At 61.8% G+C, this 21,796-nt stretch carries 18 protein-coding genes; 7 read left to right on the top strand and 11 right to left on the bottom strand.

The window, feature by feature from the left end:
* Positions 1–18: 18 nt before the first annotated feature.
* From KGB20_RS03370 to KGB20_RS03350, 5 genes are all read right to left on the bottom strand, one after another.
* Positions 19–852, bottom strand: coding sequence for an ABC transporter ATP-binding protein (locus tag KGB20_RS03370; protein ID WP_150813532.1), 834 nt, complete (start codon positions 850–852; stop codon positions 19–21).
* Positions 840–1,643: an ABC transporter permease gene (locus KGB20_RS03365; protein WP_007990681.1), complete on the bottom strand. Its 804-nt coding sequence runs from the start codon at positions 1,641–1,643 to the stop codon at positions 840–842. Before KGB20_RS03365 ends, KGB20_RS03370 begins: the two co-directional genes overlap by 13 nt.
* An 8-nt stretch (positions 1,644–1,651) precedes the next feature.
* Positions 1,652–2,638, bottom strand: coding sequence for an ABC transporter substrate-binding protein (locus KGB20_RS03360; RefSeq protein ID WP_057713182.1), 987 nt, complete (start codon positions 2,636–2,638; stop codon positions 1,652–1,654).
* Between the two features lie 389 nt (positions 2,639–3,027).
* A complete protein-coding gene (locus tag KGB20_RS03355) occupies positions 3,028–4,398 on the bottom strand; it encodes an aspartate aminotransferase family protein (protein WP_150814314.1) in 1,371 nt (456 codons plus the stop codon).
* A gap of 21 nt (positions 4,399–4,419) precedes the next feature.
* Positions 4,420–5,910, bottom strand: a complete 1,491-nt coding sequence (locus KGB20_RS03350) for an aldehyde dehydrogenase (RefSeq protein WP_154910643.1) — start codon at positions 5,908–5,910, stop codon at positions 4,420–4,422.
* Between the two features lie 227 nt (positions 5,911–6,137).
* Between KGB20_RS03350 and KGB20_RS03345 the strand changes: the two genes are divergently transcribed.
* Positions 6,138–7,058 carry a LysR family transcriptional regulator gene (locus KGB20_RS03345; RefSeq protein ID WP_057713179.1) on the top strand — a complete coding sequence of 307 codons (921 nt, stop codon included), beginning with the start codon at positions 6,138–6,140 and terminating at the stop codon, positions 7,056–7,058.
* A 127-nt stretch (positions 7,059–7,185) separates the two neighbouring features.
* Here the strand turns inward: KGB20_RS03345 and hrpB are convergent, their stop codons facing one another.
* Positions 7,186–9,702: an ATP-dependent helicase HrpB gene (gene hrpB, locus KGB20_RS03340; protein WP_154910642.1), complete on the bottom strand. Its 2,517-nt coding sequence runs from the start codon at positions 9,700–9,702 to the stop codon at positions 7,186–7,188.
* A 109-nt stretch (positions 9,703–9,811) separates the two neighbouring features.
* Between hrpB and KGB20_RS03335 the strand changes: the two genes are divergently transcribed.
* Both KGB20_RS03335 and KGB20_RS03330 read left to right on the top strand, forming a co-directional pair.
* On the top strand, positions 9,812–10,231 hold the full coding sequence (locus KGB20_RS03335) for a hypothetical protein (RefSeq protein ID WP_057713177.1): 420 nt from the start codon (positions 9,812–9,814) through the stop codon (positions 10,229–10,231).
* Positions 10,232–10,273: 42 nt separating this feature from the next.
* Positions 10,274–11,170: a cation diffusion facilitator family transporter gene (locus KGB20_RS03330; protein ID WP_057713176.1), complete on the top strand. Its 897-nt coding sequence runs from the start codon at positions 10,274–10,276 to the stop codon at positions 11,168–11,170.
* Here the strand turns inward: KGB20_RS03330 and KGB20_RS03325 are convergent.
* Positions 11,164–12,207, bottom strand: a complete 1,044-nt coding sequence (locus tag KGB20_RS03325; protein ID WP_150814325.1) for a DUF6515 family protein — start codon at positions 12,205–12,207, stop codon at positions 11,164–11,166. The two genes, KGB20_RS03330 and KGB20_RS03325, sit on opposite strands and share 7 nt — an antisense overlap.
* Positions 12,208–12,644: 437 nt before the next feature.
* Between KGB20_RS03325 and KGB20_RS03320 the strand changes: the two genes are divergently transcribed.
* Together KGB20_RS03320 and KGB20_RS03315 are read left to right on the top strand one after the other, a co-directional pair.
* On the top strand, positions 12,645–13,124 hold the full coding sequence (locus KGB20_RS03320; RefSeq protein WP_007937367.1) for an Lrp/AsnC family transcriptional regulator: 480 nt from the start codon (positions 12,645–12,647) through the stop codon (positions 13,122–13,124).
* Positions 13,125–13,337: 213 nt separating this feature from the next.
* Complete coding sequence (locus tag KGB20_RS03315; protein ID WP_154910641.1) at positions 13,338–13,547, top strand: DUF2788 domain-containing protein; 210 nt, start codon at positions 13,338–13,340, stop codon at positions 13,545–13,547.
* Here KGB20_RS03315 and KGB20_RS03310 read toward each other — a convergent pair.
* The 4 genes from KGB20_RS03310 to KGB20_RS03295 form a co-directional block, all read right to left on the bottom strand.
* On the bottom strand, positions 13,542–14,177 hold the full coding sequence (locus KGB20_RS03310) for a pseudouridine synthase (protein WP_150814326.1): 636 nt from the start codon (positions 14,175–14,177) through the stop codon (positions 13,542–13,544). The two genes, KGB20_RS03315 and KGB20_RS03310, sit on opposite strands and share 6 nt — an antisense overlap.
* Before the next feature lie 72 nt (positions 14,178–14,249).
* Positions 14,250–15,749, bottom strand: coding sequence for an AMP nucleosidase (gene amn, locus KGB20_RS03305; RefSeq protein WP_173677927.1), 1,500 nt, complete (start codon positions 15,747–15,749; stop codon positions 14,250–14,252).
* 162 nt (positions 15,750–15,911) lie between these two features.
* Positions 15,912–17,561, bottom strand: coding sequence for an acyl-CoA dehydrogenase family protein (locus KGB20_RS03300; RefSeq protein WP_150814328.1), 1,650 nt, complete (start codon positions 17,559–17,561; stop codon positions 15,912–15,914).
* A 74-nt stretch (positions 17,562–17,635) separates the two neighbouring features.
* Positions 17,636–20,020: a hybrid sensor histidine kinase/response regulator gene (locus KGB20_RS03295; RefSeq protein WP_154910640.1), complete on the bottom strand. Its 2,385-nt coding sequence runs from the start codon at positions 20,018–20,020 to the stop codon at positions 17,636–17,638.
* A gap of 315 nt (positions 20,021–20,335) precedes the next feature.
* Between KGB20_RS03295 and KGB20_RS03290 the strand changes: the two genes are divergently transcribed.
* Positions 20,336–21,133 carry a hydroxymethylpyrimidine/phosphomethylpyrimidine kinase gene (locus KGB20_RS03290; RefSeq protein WP_057713171.1) on the top strand — a complete coding sequence of 266 codons (798 nt, stop codon included), beginning with the start codon at positions 20,336–20,338 and terminating at the stop codon, positions 21,131–21,133.
* Positions 21,134–21,164: 31 nt separating this feature from the next.
* Entirely contained in the window at positions 21,165–21,788 is a 624-nt protein-coding gene (gene thiE, locus KGB20_RS03285) for a thiamine phosphate synthase (RefSeq protein ID WP_150814330.1), read from the top strand.
* Positions 21,789–21,796: the final 8 nt, after the last annotated feature.

Here is a 21,796-nt window from a genome sequence, read left to right as displayed (position 1 = left end):
GGTCTGTGCAAACCTGACTTAATGCACCTCTTCCAGATCATCATGCAGCAGCCCGAAGATCTCGCGCTTCATCTCGATGAACGAGCGCTCCATGACCATGTCCAGGTTGCGTGGACGCTCGATCGGCACATCCAGAATCTGCTTGATCCGCCCCGGCCTGGCACCCATCACATACACCCGGTCGCCCAGCAGAATCGCCTCGTCGATGTCGTGGGTCACGAACAACACAGTCTTCTTGCTGTTGCCCCACACCCGCAGCAACAGCTGCTGCATTTGCAGGCGCGTCTGGCTGTCGAGAGCGCCGAAGGGTTCGTCCATCAGCAGGATCTGCGGGTCATTGGCCAGTGCACGGGCAATGGCGACACGTTGCATCATCCCGCCGGACAACTGTTTGGCGTAGTTGTCGGCAAAGCCGCTCAGGCCCACTTCGTTCACGTAGTAATCGACGATGTCCTTGCGTTGCGCCGCCGGCATGCCACGCCGCTTGAGGCCGAACTCGACGTTCTGGCGCACCGTCAGCCACGGGAACAGCGTGTAGCTCTGGAACACCATGCCGCGGTCCGCGCCGGGGCCTTCGACCTGCTGACCGCCGACGTAAATCTCACCCGAGGTCGGTTCGGCCAGGCCGGCGGTGAGATACAGCAGGCTCGACTTGCCGCAGCCCGAAGGCCCAACCAGCACAGCGAATTGCTGGTCCGGCACTTCGAACGACACCTCCTGTAACGCGGTAAAGGTTCCGCCATCGGGTTTCTTGTAACTCAGGCTGACCTTGTCCACCTTCAGCCGTGGCGCGTTCACCGGGGCGGCCTGGGGGGCAACAAAACGATGAGTGGCGGCGGTTACTGAGCCCATGCGGTGATCCTCAGACGAAGGAAACGGAACAGTTGATCGGTGACCAGGCCCAGCAGGCCGATGATCGCGATGGCGAGGAAAATCACATCCACCTGGAAGCCACGCATGGCCTTGAGGCTCAGGTAACCCAGGCCACTGGATGCGGCCACCAGTTCAGCCACCACCAGGTAAGTCCAGGCCCAGCCCATGGTCACCCGCAGGGTGTCGAGCACGCCCGGCAAGGACGCCGGGGCAATCACATGCAGCACCGCGTCACGACGGTTCGAGCCAAGGGTGTAGGAGGCGTTGATCAGGTCCTTGGAGATGCCTTTGGACACGTCCGCGATCATCACCAGTTGCTGGAAGAAGACGCCGAAAATGATCACCGACACCCGCTGCTCCAGACCGATGCCGATCCACAGGATGAACAGCGGCACGAACGAGGTCACCGGCAGGTAGCGAATGAAATTCACCAGCGGCTCAAGGAAGGCCTGGACGATGCGAAAGCTGCCCATCAACAAGCCCAGGGGCACCGCCACCAGGGACGACACGATGAAACCGACCATCACCACTTCGACACTGGCCCACACATGTTGGCCAAGGGTGCCGTCGCGGCCTAACCGCACGGCGGCCTCGACCACCGCGCCCGGCGTCGGCAGGAACATGCCCGGCACCACGCCGCCGTAGGACAACCCGGCCCACAGGCCGACCAACAGCACCCAGGCCAGGCCGCTCGCGCTCCAGATCACCGAGACCGGCAATCCGGTCTTGGGCGTGATGCAGCGGCTCAGCCATGAATTGCGCTTGAACATGCAGCCTCCTAGAGCGGGGTGACGAAGCGGTTGTCGATCAGGTCGTCATTGCTGACGTTGTAGGGCTTGCCTTGCAGCTCGCTGGCGGTCTCGTTGGCCAGCTTGATCAGCGGTGCGCTGTCACCCGGTTTACCCGGCGAACCCAGCAGTTTTTCGCTCATGGCCTGATCGTAGAAACGCACGCCCTGTGCGGCCGCTTCCATTTCCTTCGGATCGGCCAGGTAACCGCCGACACCCTTGGCCATGATTTTGTAGGCTTCCTGTGGATGATCCTTGGTGTACTGCACAGCTTTATACAAACCGGCCACCAGGGCCTTGACGTCTTCAGGCTGCTTTTCGATCACGCTGCAGTTCAGTGCGACCACATCGACGATCACCCCCGGTGTGCTGCTGCTGTCGATCAGCACCTTGCCCTGCTTCTTGTCGCGAACCATCGACAGGTGCGGCTCCCAGGTCACGGCGGCCGGTACGCGACCGGCGATGAACGCGGTGGCGGCGTCGTCGGCCGTCATGTTCTGCACGGTGATGTCGCTCATGCTCATGCCGTGTTTTTTCAGCAGATAGGACAACCAGAACTGCGAGGTCGAACCTTCGTTGACCGCAACGGCCTTGCCCTTGAGTTCCTGCAGGCTCTTGACGTCCTTGCCCACCAGCACGCCGTCGCCACCATGGCTGTCGTCCAGCGCGGCCACGGCCTTGAAGCAGAATTGCGGACGGTACTTGAGCACCTCGTCGATGGTCGACGCCGAGCCGGACAACTCGCCGGAAGCTTGTGCGGCCATGTACATCGCCGCTTCCTCGACCACCGGCAATTCGACGGTCAAACCGTTTTCCTTGAAGTAGCCAAGGTCCTTGGCCAGGTACAGGGTGCCGTAGCCGACCCAGGTGGTATGACCGATGGACAGGGTGCCGGCCTGGGCGCTGGTGGCGACCGTCGCGGCGATGGCGGTGACCGCCAGTGGATGGGCAACGCGGGTAAGCAAGGACTTGATCATGGAGCACTCCCAAAGCTGTTGATTTAGTTTTGTCATGGGCAGTACGGCGAGCCCTGAATCGGCTGCAACCTGTGGTCTCTCGGGGACCCTTCGGCGGGCAGCATTCGGTGGGCTGGCGAGATCGATGTTGGCCCAAGGGCGGGATTAGGAAAATGAGGAAATATGTGGATGCGAACGATGAAAAAACTCGTTAGCGCGCACCGCGAAAGGGCGCTGTGGGCGGGGATGCCCGAGGTGGGTGCAAGAGGTGAAGAATGTGTTGAATGGGCCATCGCATTCGCGAGCAAGCCCGCTCCCACAGGTTATGTGTAGTGCCCAAAACTTGCGGCAGACACAAATCCTGTGGGAGCGGGCTTGCTCGCGAAGAGGCCCGAGAGAACGCTACAAGATCAAATCCGGCCGTACTCCTGCGCCGTACGATCCACCGCTTTCAGGGTCTTGCCGATCAGCTCATCAATCTCCTCACGGCTGGCAATCAACGCCGGCGCCATGATCATCCGGCCCAAGGTCGAGCGAATGATCACGCCCTCTTCAAAACCGATCGTACGGCAGCGCCACGCAATGTCGTTTTCGTTGGCAAAACGCTTGCGGCTGGTTTTGTCTTCGGCCAGTTGCAGCGCCGCAACCATGCCGGTGCCCTGGATGTCACCCACCAGCGGGTGCTTGCCGAACACTTCGCGCAGACACTGCTGCAGGTACGGGCCGATGTCGTCCTTGACCCGCGTCACCACGCCTTCATCGCGCAAGGCCTTGAGGTTGGCAATCGCCACCGCCGCCGCCACCGGGTGCCCGGAATAGGTCAGGCCGTGGGCAAACACACCGCCCTGCTCCACCAGCACCGAGGCCATTTTCTTCGACAGGATCAAGCCGCCCATGGGGATGTAGCCCGAGGTCAGGCCCTTGGCGATGGACAGGGTGTCCGGCTCGAAACCGAAGTACTCGTGGGCGAACCATTCGCCGGTACGACCGAAGCCACCGATCACCTCATCGGCGCACAGCAGTACATCGTACTTGCGGCAGATGCGCTGGATTTCCGGCCAGTAGCTTTCCGGCGGGAATATCATGCCGCCGGCGCCCTGGAACGGTTCGGCAATAAAGCCCGCGACCTTGTCAGCACCCAGTTCGAGGATCTTCGCTTCCAGTTGCTGCGCCGCGCGCAGACCGAATTCTGCCGGAGTCAGGTTGCCTTCGTGGGCGAAGAAGTACGGCTCGTCGATGTGCTCGATGTCCGGAATCATGCCGCCCATTTCGTGCATGAACTTCATGCCGCCCAGCGCCGTCGCGGCCAGGGTCGAACCGTGGTAACCGTTCCAGCGGCCGATCATGATTTTCTTCTCGGGTTTGCCGAGCACCTGCCAGTAACGACGCACCGTGCGGATCAACACCTCGTTGGCTTCAGAGCCGGAGTTGGTGTAGATCGCGTGGCTGTAGTGAGCCGGCAGCAGGCTGAACAGCAGCTCGGACAGCTCGATCACCTGCGGGTGGGTGGTGTGGAAAAACATGTTGTAGTACGGCAGCTGTTCCAGCTGCCGGCTCGCCGCGGCGGCCAGGTCCTTGCGCCCGTAACCGAGGTTGGTGCACCACAACCCGGACATGCCGTCGAGGTAACGTCGGCCATCGTTGTCCCACAGGTGCAGGCGCTCGCCACGGACCATCACCCGTGGCCCCTCATCGTTGAGGGCTTTCTGATCGACGAACGCATGGATGTGGTGCGCAGCGTCGGCGGCCTGGTAGTCGCGGGTATCACGTGGTGTGGTCATCGCCAGTTCTCCGTTTTGTTATCAGCGCAATTGAAACCAGGTGGTCTTCAACTGGGTGTATTTATCGAATGAATGCAGGGACAGATCGCGGCCGAAACCCGACTGCTTGCCACCGCCAAAAGGCACGGTCACGTCCAGCGCATCGACGCTGTTGACCGACACTGTACCGGCGCGCAATTGTCGCGCCACACGGTGAGCGCGGTTGAGGTCGTCGGTCCACAGCGAGGCCGCCAGACCGTAGACGCTGTCGTTGGCCAGTTGCAAGGCGTGGGCTTCATCGTCGAATGCCGTAATCGCCAGCACCGGGCCGAATACTTCATCGCGAAACAGCGGCATGTCCGGCGTCACGCCGGTAAAAATCGTCGGCTGGATGAAGTTGTCCGAGCCGTTGAAGATCGACTGTCGACCGCCACAGATCCTGGTCGCGCCTTGCTGTTCGGCCTGCTGGATGAACTTCATGATGCGCGCGGTCTGACGGCTGTCGACGATGGCCCCGGCGGCGCTCGACGGGTCCAGTGGATCGCCCGGCAACCAGCGTTCGGCCTGGGCTTTGAGGCGTTCGACAAACTCGTCATGGATCGAGCGCTGCACCAGCAACCGCGAGTTGGCCGAGCAGACTTCGCCCTGATTGAAGAAGATACCGAACGCGGCTTTCTCGGCCGCCAGGTCCAGATCCTGACAATCGGCAAACACCAGGTTGGCGCTCTTGCCGCCGCACTCCAGCCACACCTGCTTGAGGTTCGATTGCGCCGAGTACTGCATGAAATATTTGCCGACCTCGGTGGAGCCGGTGAACACCAGGCAATCGACGTCCGGGTGCAGGCCGAGGGCCTTGCCGGTCTGCTCGCCGAGCCCCGGCAGCACGTTCAGCACACCCGCAGGTACACCGGCTTCCAGCGCCAGCTCAGCCAGGCGCAGGGCGGAAAACGGCGACTGTTCGGCCGGCTTGAGGATCACCGAGTTACCGGCGGCCAGGGCTGGGGCGAGTTTCCACGCCGCCATGTCCAGAGGGAAATTCCACGGCACCACCGCAGCCACCACGCCCAAGGCTTCGCGAGTAATGGTTGCCAGCACGTTCTGCGCACTCGGCGCGACCTGATCGTAGAGTTTGTCGAGGCTTTCGGCGTACCAGCGGAACACTCCCGCGGCACCCGGCACGTCGATGTTGTAGGCATCCGCGACGGGCTTGCCCATGTTCAGCGAGTCGAGCAGCGCCAGTTCTTCACGGTTTTCGAGGATCAAATCGGCCAGGCGCAACAGTACTTGCTTGCGTTCGGTCGGAGAGCGCGCAGCCCAGGTGCCTGCCTCGAAAACCTGCCGCGCATTGTGTACCGCCGAGTTCACGTCTTCTTCGCCACAGGCGGCAACGTTGGCCAGGCATTGGCCGGTGGCGGGGTTGATCGCGGCGAAAGTCTGCCCCGACTGCGCCGGGCGGCGCTGGCCGTCGATCACGACCTGGTCGGGAAACCGCAGGGAAGCGGCCTTGCGTTGCCAATACTCAAGCTCGAACACGTTCAGATGCTCCAGAGGACATTCTTGTGTATTGGATAGTCGCTCAGGCCCAAGCGGTGGAAAACCAGTAAAAATGTGTTCGCAGGCCAAGAAAAAACTACGTAGCCGATCTCCCTTCTGGCGCAGCATGTGGTTATTGTTCAACCACAACAAATCGCTACCCGAGCGGATAGGGGTGGCGCGCAAATTGCCAGGATGCCTGATCCGTTCTCCCCCCGAGGTTCGCTGTGGCTGCCTACAATCTGCGTCAACTGAAATACTTCATCACCACCGTCGAGTGCGGCAGCGTGGCCGAGGCCTCGCGCAAGCTGTACATCGCCCAGCCCTCGATCTCCACGGCCATCAAAGGGCTGGAAGACAGTTTCGGCGTGCAACTGCTGATTCGTCACCATGCACAGGGCGTGTCATTGACCCCCAGTGGTGCACGCTTCTACCGCAAGGCCCAGGAACTGCTGCGCATGGCCAAGGAGTTCGAACAGAACGCCCTGGCCGACAACGATGTGGTCTCCGGGCAGATCGATATCGGCTGCTTCGAAACCGTCGCACCGCTGTACCTGCCGCAATTGATCGCCGGATTTTCGGCGTTGTACCCGGGGGTGGAAATCCGCATCCGCGACGGCGAGCAACAAGAGCTGGTGCAGGGCCTGACCTCCGGCGCTTTCGACCTGGCGATCCTTTACGAGCACGATCTGGACGGCACCATCGAGACCGAACCGCTGATGCCGGCGCAACGACCTTACGCGCTGCTGCCCGCCGATCACCGTTTTGCCCAGCAGGCACAGGTGTCGCTGCGGGACCTGTGCCTGGAGCCAATGATTCTTCTGGACGTGCAGCCGAGCCGGACCTACTTCGTCAGCCTGTTCGATGAGCTGGGCCTGACCCCGCGCATCGCCTTCAGCTCGCCTTCGATCGAGATGGTGCGGGGCATGGTTGGCCAAGGGTTCGGATTCTCGATCCTGGTGACCAAACCGCATTCGGAGTGCACCTACGACGGGCAGAAAGTGGTGTGCGTGGACATCGCTGAAGACGTCACCGGTTCGGGACTGGTGGCGGCGTGGCTCAAACGCGGGCAACTGACCAAACCGGCGCAGTTGTTTGCGGACTACTGCCGCGAACAGCTGACCGCCAAATCCGAAAGATCGCAGTAACTTCTGTGGTGAGGGGGCTTGCCCCCGCTGGGTCGCGCAGCGGCCCCAACTCTTCATCTGAAAAGCAGGGCCTGCTGCGCAGTCCAACGGGGGCAAGCCCCCTCGCCACAGAGTCCGGTGTTAACCGTTATTTACGGGGTTTGATCCGCGCAGTTGCTTCGGCCACCAGCGGATCATCCGGCCAATAATGCTTCGGATAGCGCCCCTTCAGATCCTTCTTAACCTCGGCGTAGGTGCTGCGCCAGAAGTTGGCCAGGTCCTGAGTCACCTGCACCGGTCGCCGCGCCGGGGACAACAGATGCAGTTTGACCACCTGCCGCCCCCCGGCAATGCGCGGGGTCTCGGCCAGGCCGAACAGCTCCTGCAAGCGCACCGCGAGAATCGGCGGCTGTTCGCTGTAATCCAGACGAATCGAGGAGCCTGACGGCACGCTCAAATGATGGGGCGCCAGCTCGTCCAAGCGTTGTGGCAGCGGCCACGGCAGCAGGTTGTGGACGATGCTCGACAGATCCAGGTTGGCGAAGTGACTGAGCCGCGAAACCTTGCCCAGATACGGCATCAGCCAGTGCTCCAAACTCTTGAGCAATGCCACGTCGCTGACATCCGGCCACTCGCTCTCGCCCTTGGCGGCGAGGTCCAGTTGCCGCAACAAGGCGACCCGCGCCTGCCACTGACGCAACTCCGGTGTCCACGGCAACAGTTCCAGCCCTTTGCGCCGCACCAGGTTGACCAGCGCCTGGCTGCGGGCGGTTTCATCGAGACCGGTCAGCGGTTCACGACTGAGGATCAGCTCACCAACCTTGCGCTGACGCTCGGCCCGCAGTACGCCTTCGCGTTCATCCCAATCCAGTTGATCGACGCAGCGAACCTGCTCGGCCAGCACTGAATCGAAGAGTGCCGGATCGAAGTCCGTCGCCAGATAAATCCGCTCCTCACGCTGGCCCTGGCGACTGCCCAGATCGGCGATCACCAGCCACGGCTGCTTCATCAGGCTGTCGGCCTCGGCGAACAGTGCGGCACGTCCGTTGGCCAAGCGATATTCCGCACCACCGGCGCGCCGTTGCTGAGCGACCCGGTCGGGATAGGCCAGCGCCAGCAACGCGCCGAGCCAGCGCGGGTGATCTGGATCGCTGACCGGCTCCGCTGCTTTGCCCCGAAGGTAACCACGATACTGCCGCGCCAGTTGCCGTGCGCGCTGCACCCCACCCTGGGCACCCCGTGCGGCGCGTTCTTCGCCAGACAGCAATACCAGTCGGCTGTGCAAGTCCGCCCCGGCGCCGCGCAAGATATCGCGCTCGCCGAGCAGTGCCGCGACGTCGCAGGCCATGTCCGCCAGTCCCAGCGCCTGGCCGCGCAACAGCAAATGCGCGATGCGCGGATGCGCCGGCAGTTCGGCCATGGCCTGACCGTGACGGGTCAGCGTTTCGCCATCCAACGCTCCGAGGCGTTCCAGCAAATCTTGAGCCTGTGCATAGGCAGCCGCAGGTGGCACGTCGAGCCACACCAACTGTTCGGGTTTTACGCCCCAACGTCCCAGTTGCAAGGCCAGCCCGGCGAGGTCCGCCGAAAGAATTTCCGCACTGCCATAGGCCGCCAGTTGCTCGTGCTGATCCTGGGACCACAAGCGATAACACACGCCCGGCTCCAGGCGCCCGGCCCGGCCCGCGCGCTGGGTGGCGCTGGCCTTGGAAATGCGCTGGGTGTCGAGACGGGTCATGCCGCTGCCGGGGTCGAAACGCGGCACCCTAGCCAGCCCGGCATCGATCACCACGCGCACGCCATTGATGGTCAGGCTGGTTTCGGCGATGTTGGTGGCCAGCACCACTTTGCGCTTGCCCGTCGGTGCCGGATCGATGGCTGCCCGTTGCGCGGCGAGGTCCAGTTCACCGTGCAATGGGCACAGTAGAACCTGAGTGTTTTCGCCCAAGGCATCGGCCAGTTGCTGATGCACGCGCCGGATTTCCGCCTGCCCCGGCAGGAACACCAACACACTGCCGGTTTCGTCGTTCAAGGCTTCAAGAATGGTTTGTACCAAGCGCGGCTCGATGAATTCACCGGACTGGAACGGTCGGCCCCAGCGCATCGCCACCGGGAACATGCGCCCTTCGCTGCGCAGGATCGGCGCGTCGTCGAGCAACCCGGCCAAGCGTTCGCCTTCCAGCGTGGCGGACATCAAGAGGATTTTCAGCGGCTGATCGTCACGGAACAGTTCCCGGCCATTGAGGCTCAGGGCCAGTGCCAGATCCGCGTCGAGACTGCGTTCATGAAATTCGTCGAAGATCAGCAGGCCCACGCCCTCAAGCGCGGGGTCGTCCTGCAAACGCCGGGTGAGGATGCCTTCGGTGACCACTTCAATGCGGGTGTTGGGACCGACCTTGCTGTCGAGCCGAATGCGATAGCCCACGGTTTCGCCGACCTTCTCCCCCAGTTCACTGGCCAGCCGCTCCGCCGCCGCCCGCGCCGCCAACCGGCGGGGTTCAAGCATCAGGATGGTCTGCCCGGCCAGCCACGGTTCGTTGAGCAAGGCCAAAGGCACGCGGGTGGTTTTACCTGCGCCGGGCGGCGCTTCGAGCACGGCTTCGTGGCGTGTAGCGAGGGCTTCACGCAGGGCGGGTAAAACTTCATCGATCGGCAAAGAAATCATGCTGGCTCCCAAACAGAGCGGCGAGTATAACGGCGAACTGCAAGGCGTTCGTCAGGGTCTTAATTCATACCGACGACGTTTCGTTTCGAGATTACCCAGGAGGTTTCATATGCGTGCTCCCTTTCGCCTGATTGGCGGTGTTCTGGTCGCAACCTTGCTGACTCAAGTGACCGCCTGCGGTTCGATCTTCTACCCGGATCGCCGTGGCCAGATCGAAGGCAAGATCGACCCGGCCATTGCCGCGCTCGACGCCGTGGGCCTGCTGTTCTACATCATCCCCGGCCTGATTGCGTTTGCCGTGGACTTCGCCACCGGCGCGATTTACTACGCACCGGGAGAGACCGCACAAGTTGCACCGGAAAAACTCAAGGAAGCCATCGGCGCCGACGGCAAAGTCGATAACCGCAAGTTGCAGACTATTCTGGAAAGCGAACTGGGTCGCAGCTTCCCGCTGGACGATCCACGCCTGATCCAGAGCAAAGGCAACGCCCAGCAACTGGCGATGTTCGGCCTGCAACCCGCCGCGTAAATCCCTACGCGCGAAAGGACTCTTCAAGGAACGATGGCCCCTATGACCTCCAGCTCCGAACACGCCCGCCTGCTGCGGCTGGCGACCCGTGCCTCGGTGGCGGTGGCATGCATCCTGATCGTCGCCAAAGCCATCGCCTGGTGGTTGAGCGGCTCGGTGAGCATGCTCGCCGGGCTCACCGACTCGACACTCGACGGCGTCACGTCATTGCTCAACCTGCTGGCGGTGCATTACGCCCTGCGCCCGGCCGACAATGATCATCGCTACGGGCACGGCAAGGCCGAGTCATTGGCGGGCATGGCCCAGGCGTTGTTCATCGGCGGCAGTGCGGTACTGATCGCGTTGCAGGCCTACGATCGGTTGAAGCATCCCGAGCCCGTGGGCGCGCCGTGGATCAGTATCGGCGTGATTGTGTTTTCCCTCGTGCTGACCCTGGCGTTGTTGATGTTTCAACATCGGGTGGTCAAGGCCACCGGCTCCAACGCGGTGCGCGCCGACTCCCTGCACTACCGCTCGGACATGCTGCTCAACGGCAGCATTCTGATCGCGCTGGTGTTGGCCGGGTTTGGACTGCATCAGGTCGACCCCTGGTTCGGCCTGGGAATCGCCGTCTACATTCTGTGGAGCGCGGTGCAGATCGCCAGGGAGAGCTTCGCGGTGTTGATGGATGAAGAACTGCCGCCGGAGGTCAGCCAGCACATGCTGGAATTGGCGTGCAGCGTCCCCGGCGTATTGGGTGCCCATGACCTGCGCACGCGGATCTCCGGCAACCAGTGGTTTGTGCAGTTGCATCTGGAGCTGCCGGGGGAGCTGACGTTATCCGTTGCCCATGGCATCAGCGATCAGGCTGCCGCCGCCATTCACACCGCCTACCCGCGGGCCGAAGTGCTGGTGCACGCCGACCCTCAGGAAGTGGTGAAAGCCGCGCGGGATCAGTAAGTCACCTGATAACCGCGACTGCTCAGGCAGTTACCCTGGGCCTGTCGGTAGGCTTGCACCACCGACGGGTCTGGCTGGTAGGTGGCGGTTCGTGGATCGAAACCACTCTGCTGCACCGCGTATTGATAACACTCGTAACCGTCCCGACTGACCTGCTCCGGCGACTGCCCGTTGGCTGGATACGCCTCCACGTCATAACCGCTGTTGCCAGCGGGTGGTTGCGGTTGGCCAACCGGCGGTTCGACCACGACGTAATCCTGAGTGCTTTGCTGATAGGCGTAATAGGAACCGGCCGCCAGGAACAGCAGCGCCCCGCCGATCCATACCTGCTCGGCGTAATCGGGCAGGTACCTGACACGAATCCCGCGCGGTGGCTGCACCACCACGTAACGCGGGCCCAGCGGGCGATACCAGTAGCCACCGGAATAGAAGTAATCCATGCCACGGTAAGGCACACGGTAGTCGCGCTCGGGAAAGCGGTCGATCACATGACCGGGACGATACCTGGGGCCAGGCCCCCAGCCGTTACCGCGCCCACTCGGGCGCCCCTGCCCGTGATTGTCATAGGACGGTGCGACGGTGTAACCACTCCAGCGCTGTTTGTCATCGTTGCGACGTGGCTGGTCCTGGTAGTAACCGCGCTGCGGCTCCTGGGTCTGGCGCACGGTGTCGGGCCGGGGCTGGATTGGCATGTCAGTGGCCGGCATCTGCGGCGGTGGCGGCGGCGAGCGCACCTGGCTGTTGAAATCCGGTGCTGGACGGCTCTGCCTCTGGTCATTGTCCTGACGTTGATTCTGGCCGCCGTGCTCTTTCTGGCGGTTGTCCTTGTTCTGCGCCCGGGGCTGATTCTGCTGCTGGCCGTTTTGCGGATGCGGCTGGTCACCGCCACCACGGCCCTGGTTATCGCCCTGATGCCCACCCTGGCCGCGTTGCCCGCCATCATGGCCACGGTTTTGCGGCTCATCGGCCATCGTTTGCACCGAGACACTGACGCACAACAAACCAACACCGGCCAAACGCCAGATGCGCGATTTCATGCTTTACCTCATTGCGGGTAAGGGCCTGTACTTAAGACTGGGAAAGCGCTGGCCGGTTCTGCGACAGGTTATCTGTCACACAACTTATTTATTGAGGCCAGCGGGTCAAATTCCACGCAAGAAAAAGGGGAGACCCGTCGGCCTCCCCTTGGAGAACTTCGTCCTGGCTCGACACTTGTGGCGTCGGCTCACCTCACGCCGTCTTCTGGACAGTGTGTAGCTCGGGGGCCGGCACATCCCCGGTGGGGGTGGCGACCGCGGCGGGCCTGATTCGGCGAGCCGCACTGGACTGTTTGTCCGAGCAGTGATTCTGGTGATAAGAATAGGCCGGGAGCGTCGGCAGAGGATTGCGAAGATTGCTGAATTAAACATCACTTGCGCAATTTTTAACCCTAGATACATAATCCTCCGCAATAGTTACGACAAAGGACCGATTGATGAGCAAGCTCGACCGTTACGACCTGAGTATTCTGGCGGAATTGCAGCGCGACGCACGCATCTCCAACCAGGAGCTGGCCGAGCGCATCGGCCTTTCGCCTTCGCCGTGCTCGCGGCGGGTCAAGCAACTGGAAGACGACGGCTACATTTCCCGCCAGGTCGCCCTGCTCGACCGCAAGATGCTGGGCCTGAGCCTGACCGCCTACGTGCTGATCGGCATGGACCGTCACACGCCGGAGCGTTTCGAGAATTTCGAAGCGGCCATCCGCACCCTGCCCCAAGTGCTCGAATGCAGCCTGGTGACCGGGATGGATGCCGACTATCAGCTCAAGGTCGTGGTGCCGGACATGGATCACTACCAGAAACTGCTGCTGGGGCATCTGACGCGGATTGAAGGCGTGACCAGCGTGCGATCGAGTTTTGTGTTGAATCAGGTGTTGAACAGCACCGAACTGCCTTTGACTCATCTGCGCAGCTGAGGACGCCATCGCGAGCAAGCTCGCTCCCACAGGTTTTGTATGGATCACGATACTGCGCTCAACACAAAACTTTGTGGGAGCGAACTTGCTCGCGATGGGGCCGGCACAGGCGACGAATGACTGCGACACACCGACGCAGGTCAATACTGCACGAAGCCAGTGCGGCGTATACTCGCCGCGCCCTTTTAGCCTCGCCTGTGCTGGAGATGTTCGATGGATCCTGCAGTATTCGAAGAGTGGATGTTGACCGGACTGGTCACGATCCTGATCATTTTCATGGGTTTCATCGTCTGGGATCTGGCGAAGAAGTCCAAGGCCGGGCGCTTTGGCTCGTTCATTCTGTTCTTCGTGCTCGGCCTTGGTGTTGCTGCATTCGTGATCAAAAGTGTGGTCATCGGCCTGATCGAATCCGGCACTTTATAAGCGCGCCGGTACTTCTTTCCACTGTCCCTGATCGAGCCCTTCGATCGTCCAGTCGCCGATCCTGACTCGCACCAGGCGCAAGGTCGGCAACCCGACCGCAGCGGTCATGCGCCGCACCTGCCGGTTGCGCCCTTCGCGAATCACCAACTCCAGCCAGCTGGTCGGCACGCTTTTACGGAAGCGAACCGGCGGATTGCGCGGCCACAGCTCAGGCTCGTCCAGTTGCCGTACCTCGGCGGGCAAGGTCATGCCGTCATTCAATTCGACGCCGTCGCGCAAGCGCTGCAACTGTTCGGTGTTCGGCTCGCCCTCGACCTGCACCCAATAGGTCTTGGCCAGCTTGTGTTTCGGGTCGGCGATCCGCGCCTGTAGCTGGCCGTCGTTGGTCAGCAGCAACAAGCCTTCGCTGTCGCGGTCCAACCGTCCGGCCGGATAGATGCCCGGTACATCGATGTAATCCTTGAGGGTCGCGCGCCCTTCGCCGTCGCTGAATTGCGTCAGCACATCGAAAGGTTTGTTGAACAGGATCAGCTTCGGCTCGGCTGGTGGTGCCTTGGCGACACGGCGCGGGGCTGATGGGGATGGCTTCGCGCCGGGGCGACGGGAAGGTGGACGAGATGGACGCGACATGGGCAAAACAACATCTAACGGTCAGGGCTGCTAATGCTAGTGCCCTGACCGCCAAATGACCATGACAAACCGTTAGCGGAACGGCGGCTCGTCGAAGCTGCGCAGTTTGCGCGAGTGCAGCGAGTTGAGTTCGGTGCGCAACAGATCCACCGCCTCGATACCGATCTTCAGGTGCTGGCTGACCGCGCGCTCATAGAAAGCGTTGGCCGAGCCCGGCAACTTGATTTCGCTGTGCAGCGGCTTGTCCGAGACGCACAGCAACGTGCCGTACGGCACCCGCAAGCGATAACCCTGCGCGGCAATGGTGCCGCTTTCCATGTCCACCGCCACGGCGCGGGACAGGTTGATCAGCGGCCGCTCCTGCGCCCAGCGCAGCTCCCAGTTACGGTCGTCGTAGGTCAGCACGGTGCCGGTACGCAGGCGTTTCTTCAGTTCGTCGCCCTTCTCGCCGGTGACGTTGGCCGCCGCTTGCTGAAGCGCGAGCTGCACTTCGGCCAACGCCGGAATTGGTATGTTCGGCGGCACCACCCGGTCGAGAATCCCGTCGCGACGCATGTAGGCGTGGGCCAGCACGTAGTCGCCAATGGTCTGCGACTGACGCAGGCCGCCGCAGTGACCGATCATCAGCCAGCAGTGCGGGCGCAGCACGGCCAGGTGGTCGGTGATGTTCTTGGCGTTGGACGGGCCGACACCGATGTTGACCAGGGTTACGCCGTGGCCATCGCTGGCGATCAGGTGATAGGCCGGCATCTGGTAGCGGTGCCAGACCACCCCGGCGGCAATCGCCGAGGCTTCGCCGTGATCCATGCTCTTTTCGATGATCACGTTGCCCGGCAGCACCATGCGCACGAAACGCGGGTCGTTGCGCAGTTGCTCCAGACCATGGACGATGAACTGGTCGACGTAGCGGTGATAGTTGGTCAGCAGAATCCACGGCTGCACATGCCGCCAGTCGCTGCCGGTGTAATGCACCAGTCGGCGCAGGGAGAAATCCACCCGCGCGGCATCGAACAGCGCCAGGGGCAGCGGATCGGTGTTTTCCCAATCGTACAGACCGTCGGCAATGCCGTCGGTCGCCGCCGACAGGTCGGTACTCGGGAACACCCGCGCCAGTACGGCGGCGGTGACGCCGGAGCCCGCCAGCTCATCGCCCTGCTCGACCACATACGGATACGGGATGTTCTGCTGGCTGACTCCGACTTCCACGGTCACGGTGAAGTCGTGCATCAGCGGAACCAGCTGTTCCAGCAGGTATTTACGGAAAGCCGAGGGATGGGTGACGGTGACGCTGTAGGTGCCCGGCAGCTGGACCTTGGCGTAGGCACGGGTGGTCTGCGGGACTTCGCCCTGGCAGTGATAGGTCAGGCGCAATTCGGGATAGCGGAACATCGAGCGCTGTTCGGCATCGGGCTCGACGCGATCCTTGAGGTAGCGCTTGAGCGCCTGGCTCAACGCGGTGGTTGCACGATTGTGCAAGAGCGCAAGCCGATCCACGGCTTGCTCGGCGGTTTGAACGACAATAAAAGCTTCGGTCACGATCAGCATCCTGTGTTCTGACTTGCAGACCTTCATCTTGCCTGCATCGTCGCTTCACGGGAACAGTGGCATTGACTGAGTACAGAGAACAACTGTGGGAGCGAGCTTGCTCGCGATAGCGGTCTTTCAGCCACATCAATGTTGAATGTGAAACCGCATTCGCGAGCAAGCCCGCTCCCACATGGGGCCAAGTGGTGATCAGAAGCCCTGCGGAGTCGAGCGCGCGACAATCGCTTCCACGTCCAGCCCTCGTGGTAACGCGCCATACACTCGGCCGCCGCCATCCAGGCGACTGGCAATAAACGCATCACTGACCACCGCATTCCCGGCTTCCAGCAACAGCTTCGCCTGCAGCCCCAGGGCAATGTCTTCAGTCAGTTGCCGGGCGCGGTACTGGATGTCGCTGGTGTCCTTGAAGGCCGCCTGCAATTGATGGATGTGCGCAGCCAGGCGCTTGTCGCCATGGCCATCGCCCAACTCGCTGAACAGCGCATCGAGCACGCCTGGTTCTTTCGACAGGGCACGCAGCACGTCGAGGCACTGCACATTACCGGAGCCTTCCCAGGTCGAATTCACCGGCGCCTCGCGGTAAAGCCGCGGCAGGATGCTGTCTTCGACATAACCCGCGCCGCCCATGCATTCGGCCGCTTCGTTGATCATCGCCGGCGCCCGTTTGCAGATCCAGTACTTGCCCACCGCCGTCACCAGGCGGGCGAATTTGGCTTCCTGCGAATCATCCAGATGATCCAGCGCCCGGCCCATGCGCAGGCTCAACGCCAGGGCCGCTTCGCTTTCCAGCGCCAGATCCGCCAGCACGTTCTGCATCAACGGCTGTTCGCTGAGCAGTTTGCCGCCAACCGATCGGTGAGCGCAGTGATGGCTGGCCTGAGTCAGCGCCTGGCGCATCAGCGAACTGGAACCGACCATGCAATCGAAGCGGGTCATGGCGACCATCTCGATGATCGTCGGAACGCCACGGCCCTCTTCACCGACCATCCACGCCAGTGCTCCACGGAACTCCACTTCGCTGGAAGCGTTGGAGCAGTTGCCGAGCTTGTTCTTCAAGCGCTGGATATAGAACTGATTGCGCGTGTCGTCCGGACGATGGCGCGGCAACAGGAAACAGGTCAGGCCCTTGTCGGTCTGCGCCAGTGTCAGGAAGGCGTCACACATCGGCGCCGAGCAAAACCACTTGTGCCCCACAAGTTCATAGGCCTGGCCCGGACCGCTGGCGCCGACCGGATAGGCCTTGGTGGTATTGGCCCGCACGTCGGTACCCCCCTGCTTCTCGGTCATGGCCATGCCGATGGTGACTCCAGCCTTGTGGACCATGCCGACATTGCGCGGGTCGTATTCGGTGGCGAGGATTTTCGGCAGCCACTTTTTCGCCAGGTCCGGTTGCAGGCGCATGGCCGGAACGCTGGCGAAGGTCATGGTCAGCGGGCATCCACTGCCGGCCTCGGCCTGGCTATGCAAATAGGTCATGGCCGCGCGGGCGACATGGGCGCCGTCCTGCGGGTGCGCCCAGGGCAGCGAGGTCAGGCCGTGTTCGACCGCCGTGCGCATTAATTGATGATAGGCCGGATGAAACTCCACCAGATCAATGCGATGACCAAACCGGTCATGGCTGTTGAACACCGGCTTGTTCTGATTGGCCAGGAACCCGGCTTCCATCAACGGGCCACCGGCCAGCGCGCCATAGGCGTCGATCCGCGATTCGGCCCAACCGGCCCCGAAGCGCCGCGACCATTCCTGCAACGGCAAGTCAATGCGGTACAGGTTGGCGCCGTCCAGTGACGGTGGCTGGTTGGTGACTTCGTGGGTTTCGGCGAACTGATGCAGGTTCATGACAGGGCTCCTTTGGTCGGCCAAGGGACTTCAGTTAAGCACCGCCCCTCGGCCGATCAAAGTGTCATATACGCCTAACTGTCGGCGCTTTCGCCCTGTTTCGGGCAGAGCACACGGCGGTAAAGCGCGGCCTGCAAGTCTTCGAATTTCACCGGTTTGCTCAAGTGATCAATCACTGCGCCGGTCGGGCAACGTTCTCGGTCACCGCCCAGAGCGATCATGAACAACGGCAGCTCGGCATAACCGGGTAAAGCGCGGATCCGGCAGCACACCGACTCACCGTCCGGCAGCGGCAACTGACAATCGACCAGCACCGCGTCAAACACTTCGCGCTGCAACAGATCGAGCGCGACATCGACGCTGTTGGCCGTACGTACGCGAAAGCCCAGCTTGAGCAACATGCCGCGCATCACCAACTGGCTGATGCCGTTGTCATCCACCAACAGCACGGCACAATCCTGAGGCAAGCGCAGGCGCGGAAAATCCCGGGTCATCAACGGTGTCACCGGACGTTCGACCTCCGGCAGCCCGACTTCCACATCCAGCTGAAACCGACTGCCGCGCCCTGGCTCGGAGCGATGAGTCAGCCGCCCACCGAGCAATTCGACCAACTGTCGGCAAATCGCCAAGCCAACCCCCAGGCCACCGTATTCACGGGTCATCGAGCCATCGAGCTGGAAGAACCGTTGATACATCGTGGCCTCCCCTAAATCGGTGAAACCAATGCCCGTGTCGATCACCGCAAAGGTCAACGCCAGCCGGTCGGGCTCGATGGTCTTGCCGGTCACCCGCAGCGCCAGACCGCCGACCTTTGTGAACTTGATGGCGTTATCCAGCAGGCATTCCAGGCACTGCGCGATCTTGACGTTGTCGCCGAGCAAGCGATCCGGCACACCTGGCGCGACATCGACCTTGAAGTCCAGCGACTTGCTCGATGCGTTGCCCTCGAACTGCGTGCGCAGTGCCTCGACCACGCCACGCAAGCTGAAGGTGTCGGCCGAGGCCTTGAGTTTGCCGGCCTGCAATTCGGTGAGGGTGAGGATGCCGTTGACCATGCGCATCATGTCCCGCGCCGACCCCGAAGCCGTCTGCTGGTAGTACTCGAGTTCCGGGTCCATCTCGACCGTCTGCATCAGCTCCAGTGAACCGATCACACCATTCATGGGCGTGCGCAATTCGTGGGTCAGGGTGGCAAGGAACTCGTCCTTGAGCTTGTTACTGTGAGCCAGTTGCTGGTTGAGGACTTCAAGCTTCTGGCTGGCGTCGAACAGGGTTTGAGCCTGCTGCTCGCGCATGGCGTTGATGCGGTCGGCCAGCGCCAGGGACAGCAACGCCACTTCGATGGCCGAGCCGATCTGACTGGAATACATGGTCAGGAACACGTTCGGCAGGTATCCAAGCACCATCAGCGTATTGACGATGCCACCGAGTAAAAACGCCGACCAGGCAATGATGAAATACCGCGCCACCCGCAGGCCCCGCAGCCAGGCAAAGATCCCGGCGGCAAAAATCACCACGGTGAATGTCAGCGCCAGGGCCGTGGCCAGGCGCAAGGCCAAGGCATAGCTGGTCATCAATGACAGGCCGATCACCAGCGCACTGAAGGCAACCAGCGCCAGCAACAAGCGGTCAAGCCAGCGACTGTGGGTAGCCATCTGCAGGAAACTGCGGGCGAACTGACTGCCGAACAGCCCCGCACAGCCGATGAAAAACGGCGTCGCAGCGTTGGCCCACCACGGATTGTCCGGCCAGAAATACTGCACGGCCGCACCGTTTACCGACAGCTGATACAAGCCGAACGAGGCGATATAAAAGATGTAGTAGAGGTAACTGGTGTCGCGCACGCTGAGGTAGATGAACAGGTTGTAGACCAGCATCCCCAGCAGTACGCCGTAGATCAGCCCCAGTACGTAGAGGCGCACGGGCTGCTCTTCGAGGTAGGCGGTGCTCGACCACAAGGTTACCGGCGCCTGGATCGAGCCTTCGCTTTGCAAGCGCATGAATATGGTTTCGGCCTGGTCCGGCTTGAACGTCAGGTCGAACAGATAGTTGTTCTGACGAATCTCGCGGCTGGCGAAGGGCAAGGCATCGCCGGTCTGCCGGACCAACTGATAGTTGCCGGCCGCATCGGGCAAATAGAGATCGAGATGATCGAGGGGCGGATAGGCCAGTTCCAGCAGCCAGGTCCTTTGCGCCGCCGGATTGGCTGGACGGTAATGCAGGTCGATTTTCAGCCAGAACACCGAACGCGAGTACCCGGCGTTAAGCGTATTTTTGTGGTGCGGTTTGAAGTTGCCGGCCGCCGATTGCGCACGGATATCCGCGATGGTCGCCTGACCACCTGCGTCCTCATAGACCTGCAGGGTTCGGCCCAAGGGGAGGCTTTGAGTGAACTCATCGAACTCGACGGCGTTTGCCAGGAGGGGCAAACACAACAGCAACATCAGCAAATAGCGCATTGAAGCCCCAGCGTGGCCTGTCCGGTTCTGTCAGGAAGCCCCCCCATTCCTTTTGAGCAGACGTAAAACCGGTATCACCTGTTATTGGTTTGGATCCACTCTAGCATAGCCGTTGATGGCCATTAAACACCATTGAAATTTTTCCTACGAAGGCTCTAGAACGGGCGTTCCAGCGAATATTATTGAGATAGAGCTGTTGACTTGATCAGATAATAAAAATGCACTGCGAACAGTGAGCGCCTTCGCCACAATCTATCGGCCGGACCGGATGTCGTTACACCCGAAAAACGTTGTTTGGTGGTAAGCTCGCGCACCATGAATATCTACAGCTCTCGCCCCGTTGTCCTCTGTCTCTCCGGCCACGACCCAAGTGGTGGCGCCGGCTTGCAGGCAGATATCGAAGCCCTGCTCGCACAGGGTTGCCATGCGGCTCCGGCCGTCACCGCCCTGACCGTGCAAGACACCGTCAATGTCACTGACTTCCGCGTCCTGGACCGTGAGTGGGTACTGGCCCAGGCCAATGCCGTGCTCAACGACTCCGAAGTCGCCGCCGTCAAACTGGGCATGCTCGGTTCCCTGGAAATGGTCGACACCGTGGTCGAACTGCTTTCGGCGCACCCGCACTTGCCGGTGGTCTGCGACCCGGTGCTGCGCGCTGGCGGCGGCGGACGCCTGGGCAAGGACGAAGTCGGCTACGCCATGCGCGAACGCCTGCTGCCCCTTTCGATCATTGCGACCCCCAACCTTCCCGAAGCCCGCATCCTCGCCGAACTGCCCGAAGGCACCGCGGACGAGTGCGCAGAAAAACTCCTGCCGTTCGTCAAACACCTGCTGATCACCGGCGGTCATGGCGACGAAACCGAAATCCACAATCGCCTGTACAGCCGCGACGGCCTGCGCGAAACCTTTACCTGCCAGCGCTTGCCGGGCAGTTATCACGGTTCCGGCTGCACCCTGGCCAGTGCGCTGGCCGGTCGTCTGGCCCAGGGCGAAAACCTCGCCAGTGCCGTGCAGACCGCGCTTAACTACACATGGCGCACCCTGCGTGATGCCGAGCAACTGGGCAAAGGCCAGTTCGTGCCGCGCCGCTTGCCACTGGATTTCTGCTCGTAACTTCTATTTGTAATGCGGTGAGGCTTGTCCGATGAAACTACGTGGCCTGTACGCCATTACCGACAGCCATTTGCTGGAGGGTAAGCTGCTCAAGTACGTGGAGGCGGCGCTGGAAGGCGGCGTCACCTTGCTGCAATACCGCGACAAGAGCAGTGACGAAGCCCGTCGTCTGCGCGAAGCCGAAGCCTTGCGTGATTTATGCGAACGCTACAACACCCGGTTGATCATCAATGATGACGCTGAGTTGGCCGCACGCCTGAATGTCGGCGTGCACTTGGGTCAAACTGATGGTCCATTGTCTCCGACCCGCGCCCTGCTGGGTCGCGATGCAATCATCGGTTCGACCTGCCATGCGCAACTCGACCTCGCCGAACAGGCCGTCAAAGAAGGCGCCAGCTACGTCGCGTTCGGCCGCTTCTTCAATTCCAACACCAAACCCGGCGCCCCGACCTGCAGTCTCGACCTGCTCGACCAGGCACGCAGCAAACTGCACCTGCCGATCTGCGCGATCGGTGGCATCACCCTGGAAAACGCCGCGCCGCTGGTGGCCCATGGTGTCGACCTGCTGGCCGTGGTGCATGGCCTGTTTGGCGCCGAGAGCACGGCTGAAGTAACCCGCCGCGCCCGCGCATTCAATGAATTACTAAAAGTCTGAGAGCCCGA

This window comes from Pseudomonas sp. BF-R-30, from assembly GCF_019956175.1.
Taxonomy (GTDB): domain Bacteria; phylum Pseudomonadota; class Gammaproteobacteria; order Pseudomonadales; family Pseudomonadaceae; genus Aquipseudomonas; species Aquipseudomonas jessenii.
Note: the sequence above shows the minus strand (reverse complement) of the source record. Positions and strands in the feature narration are given on the sequence as shown.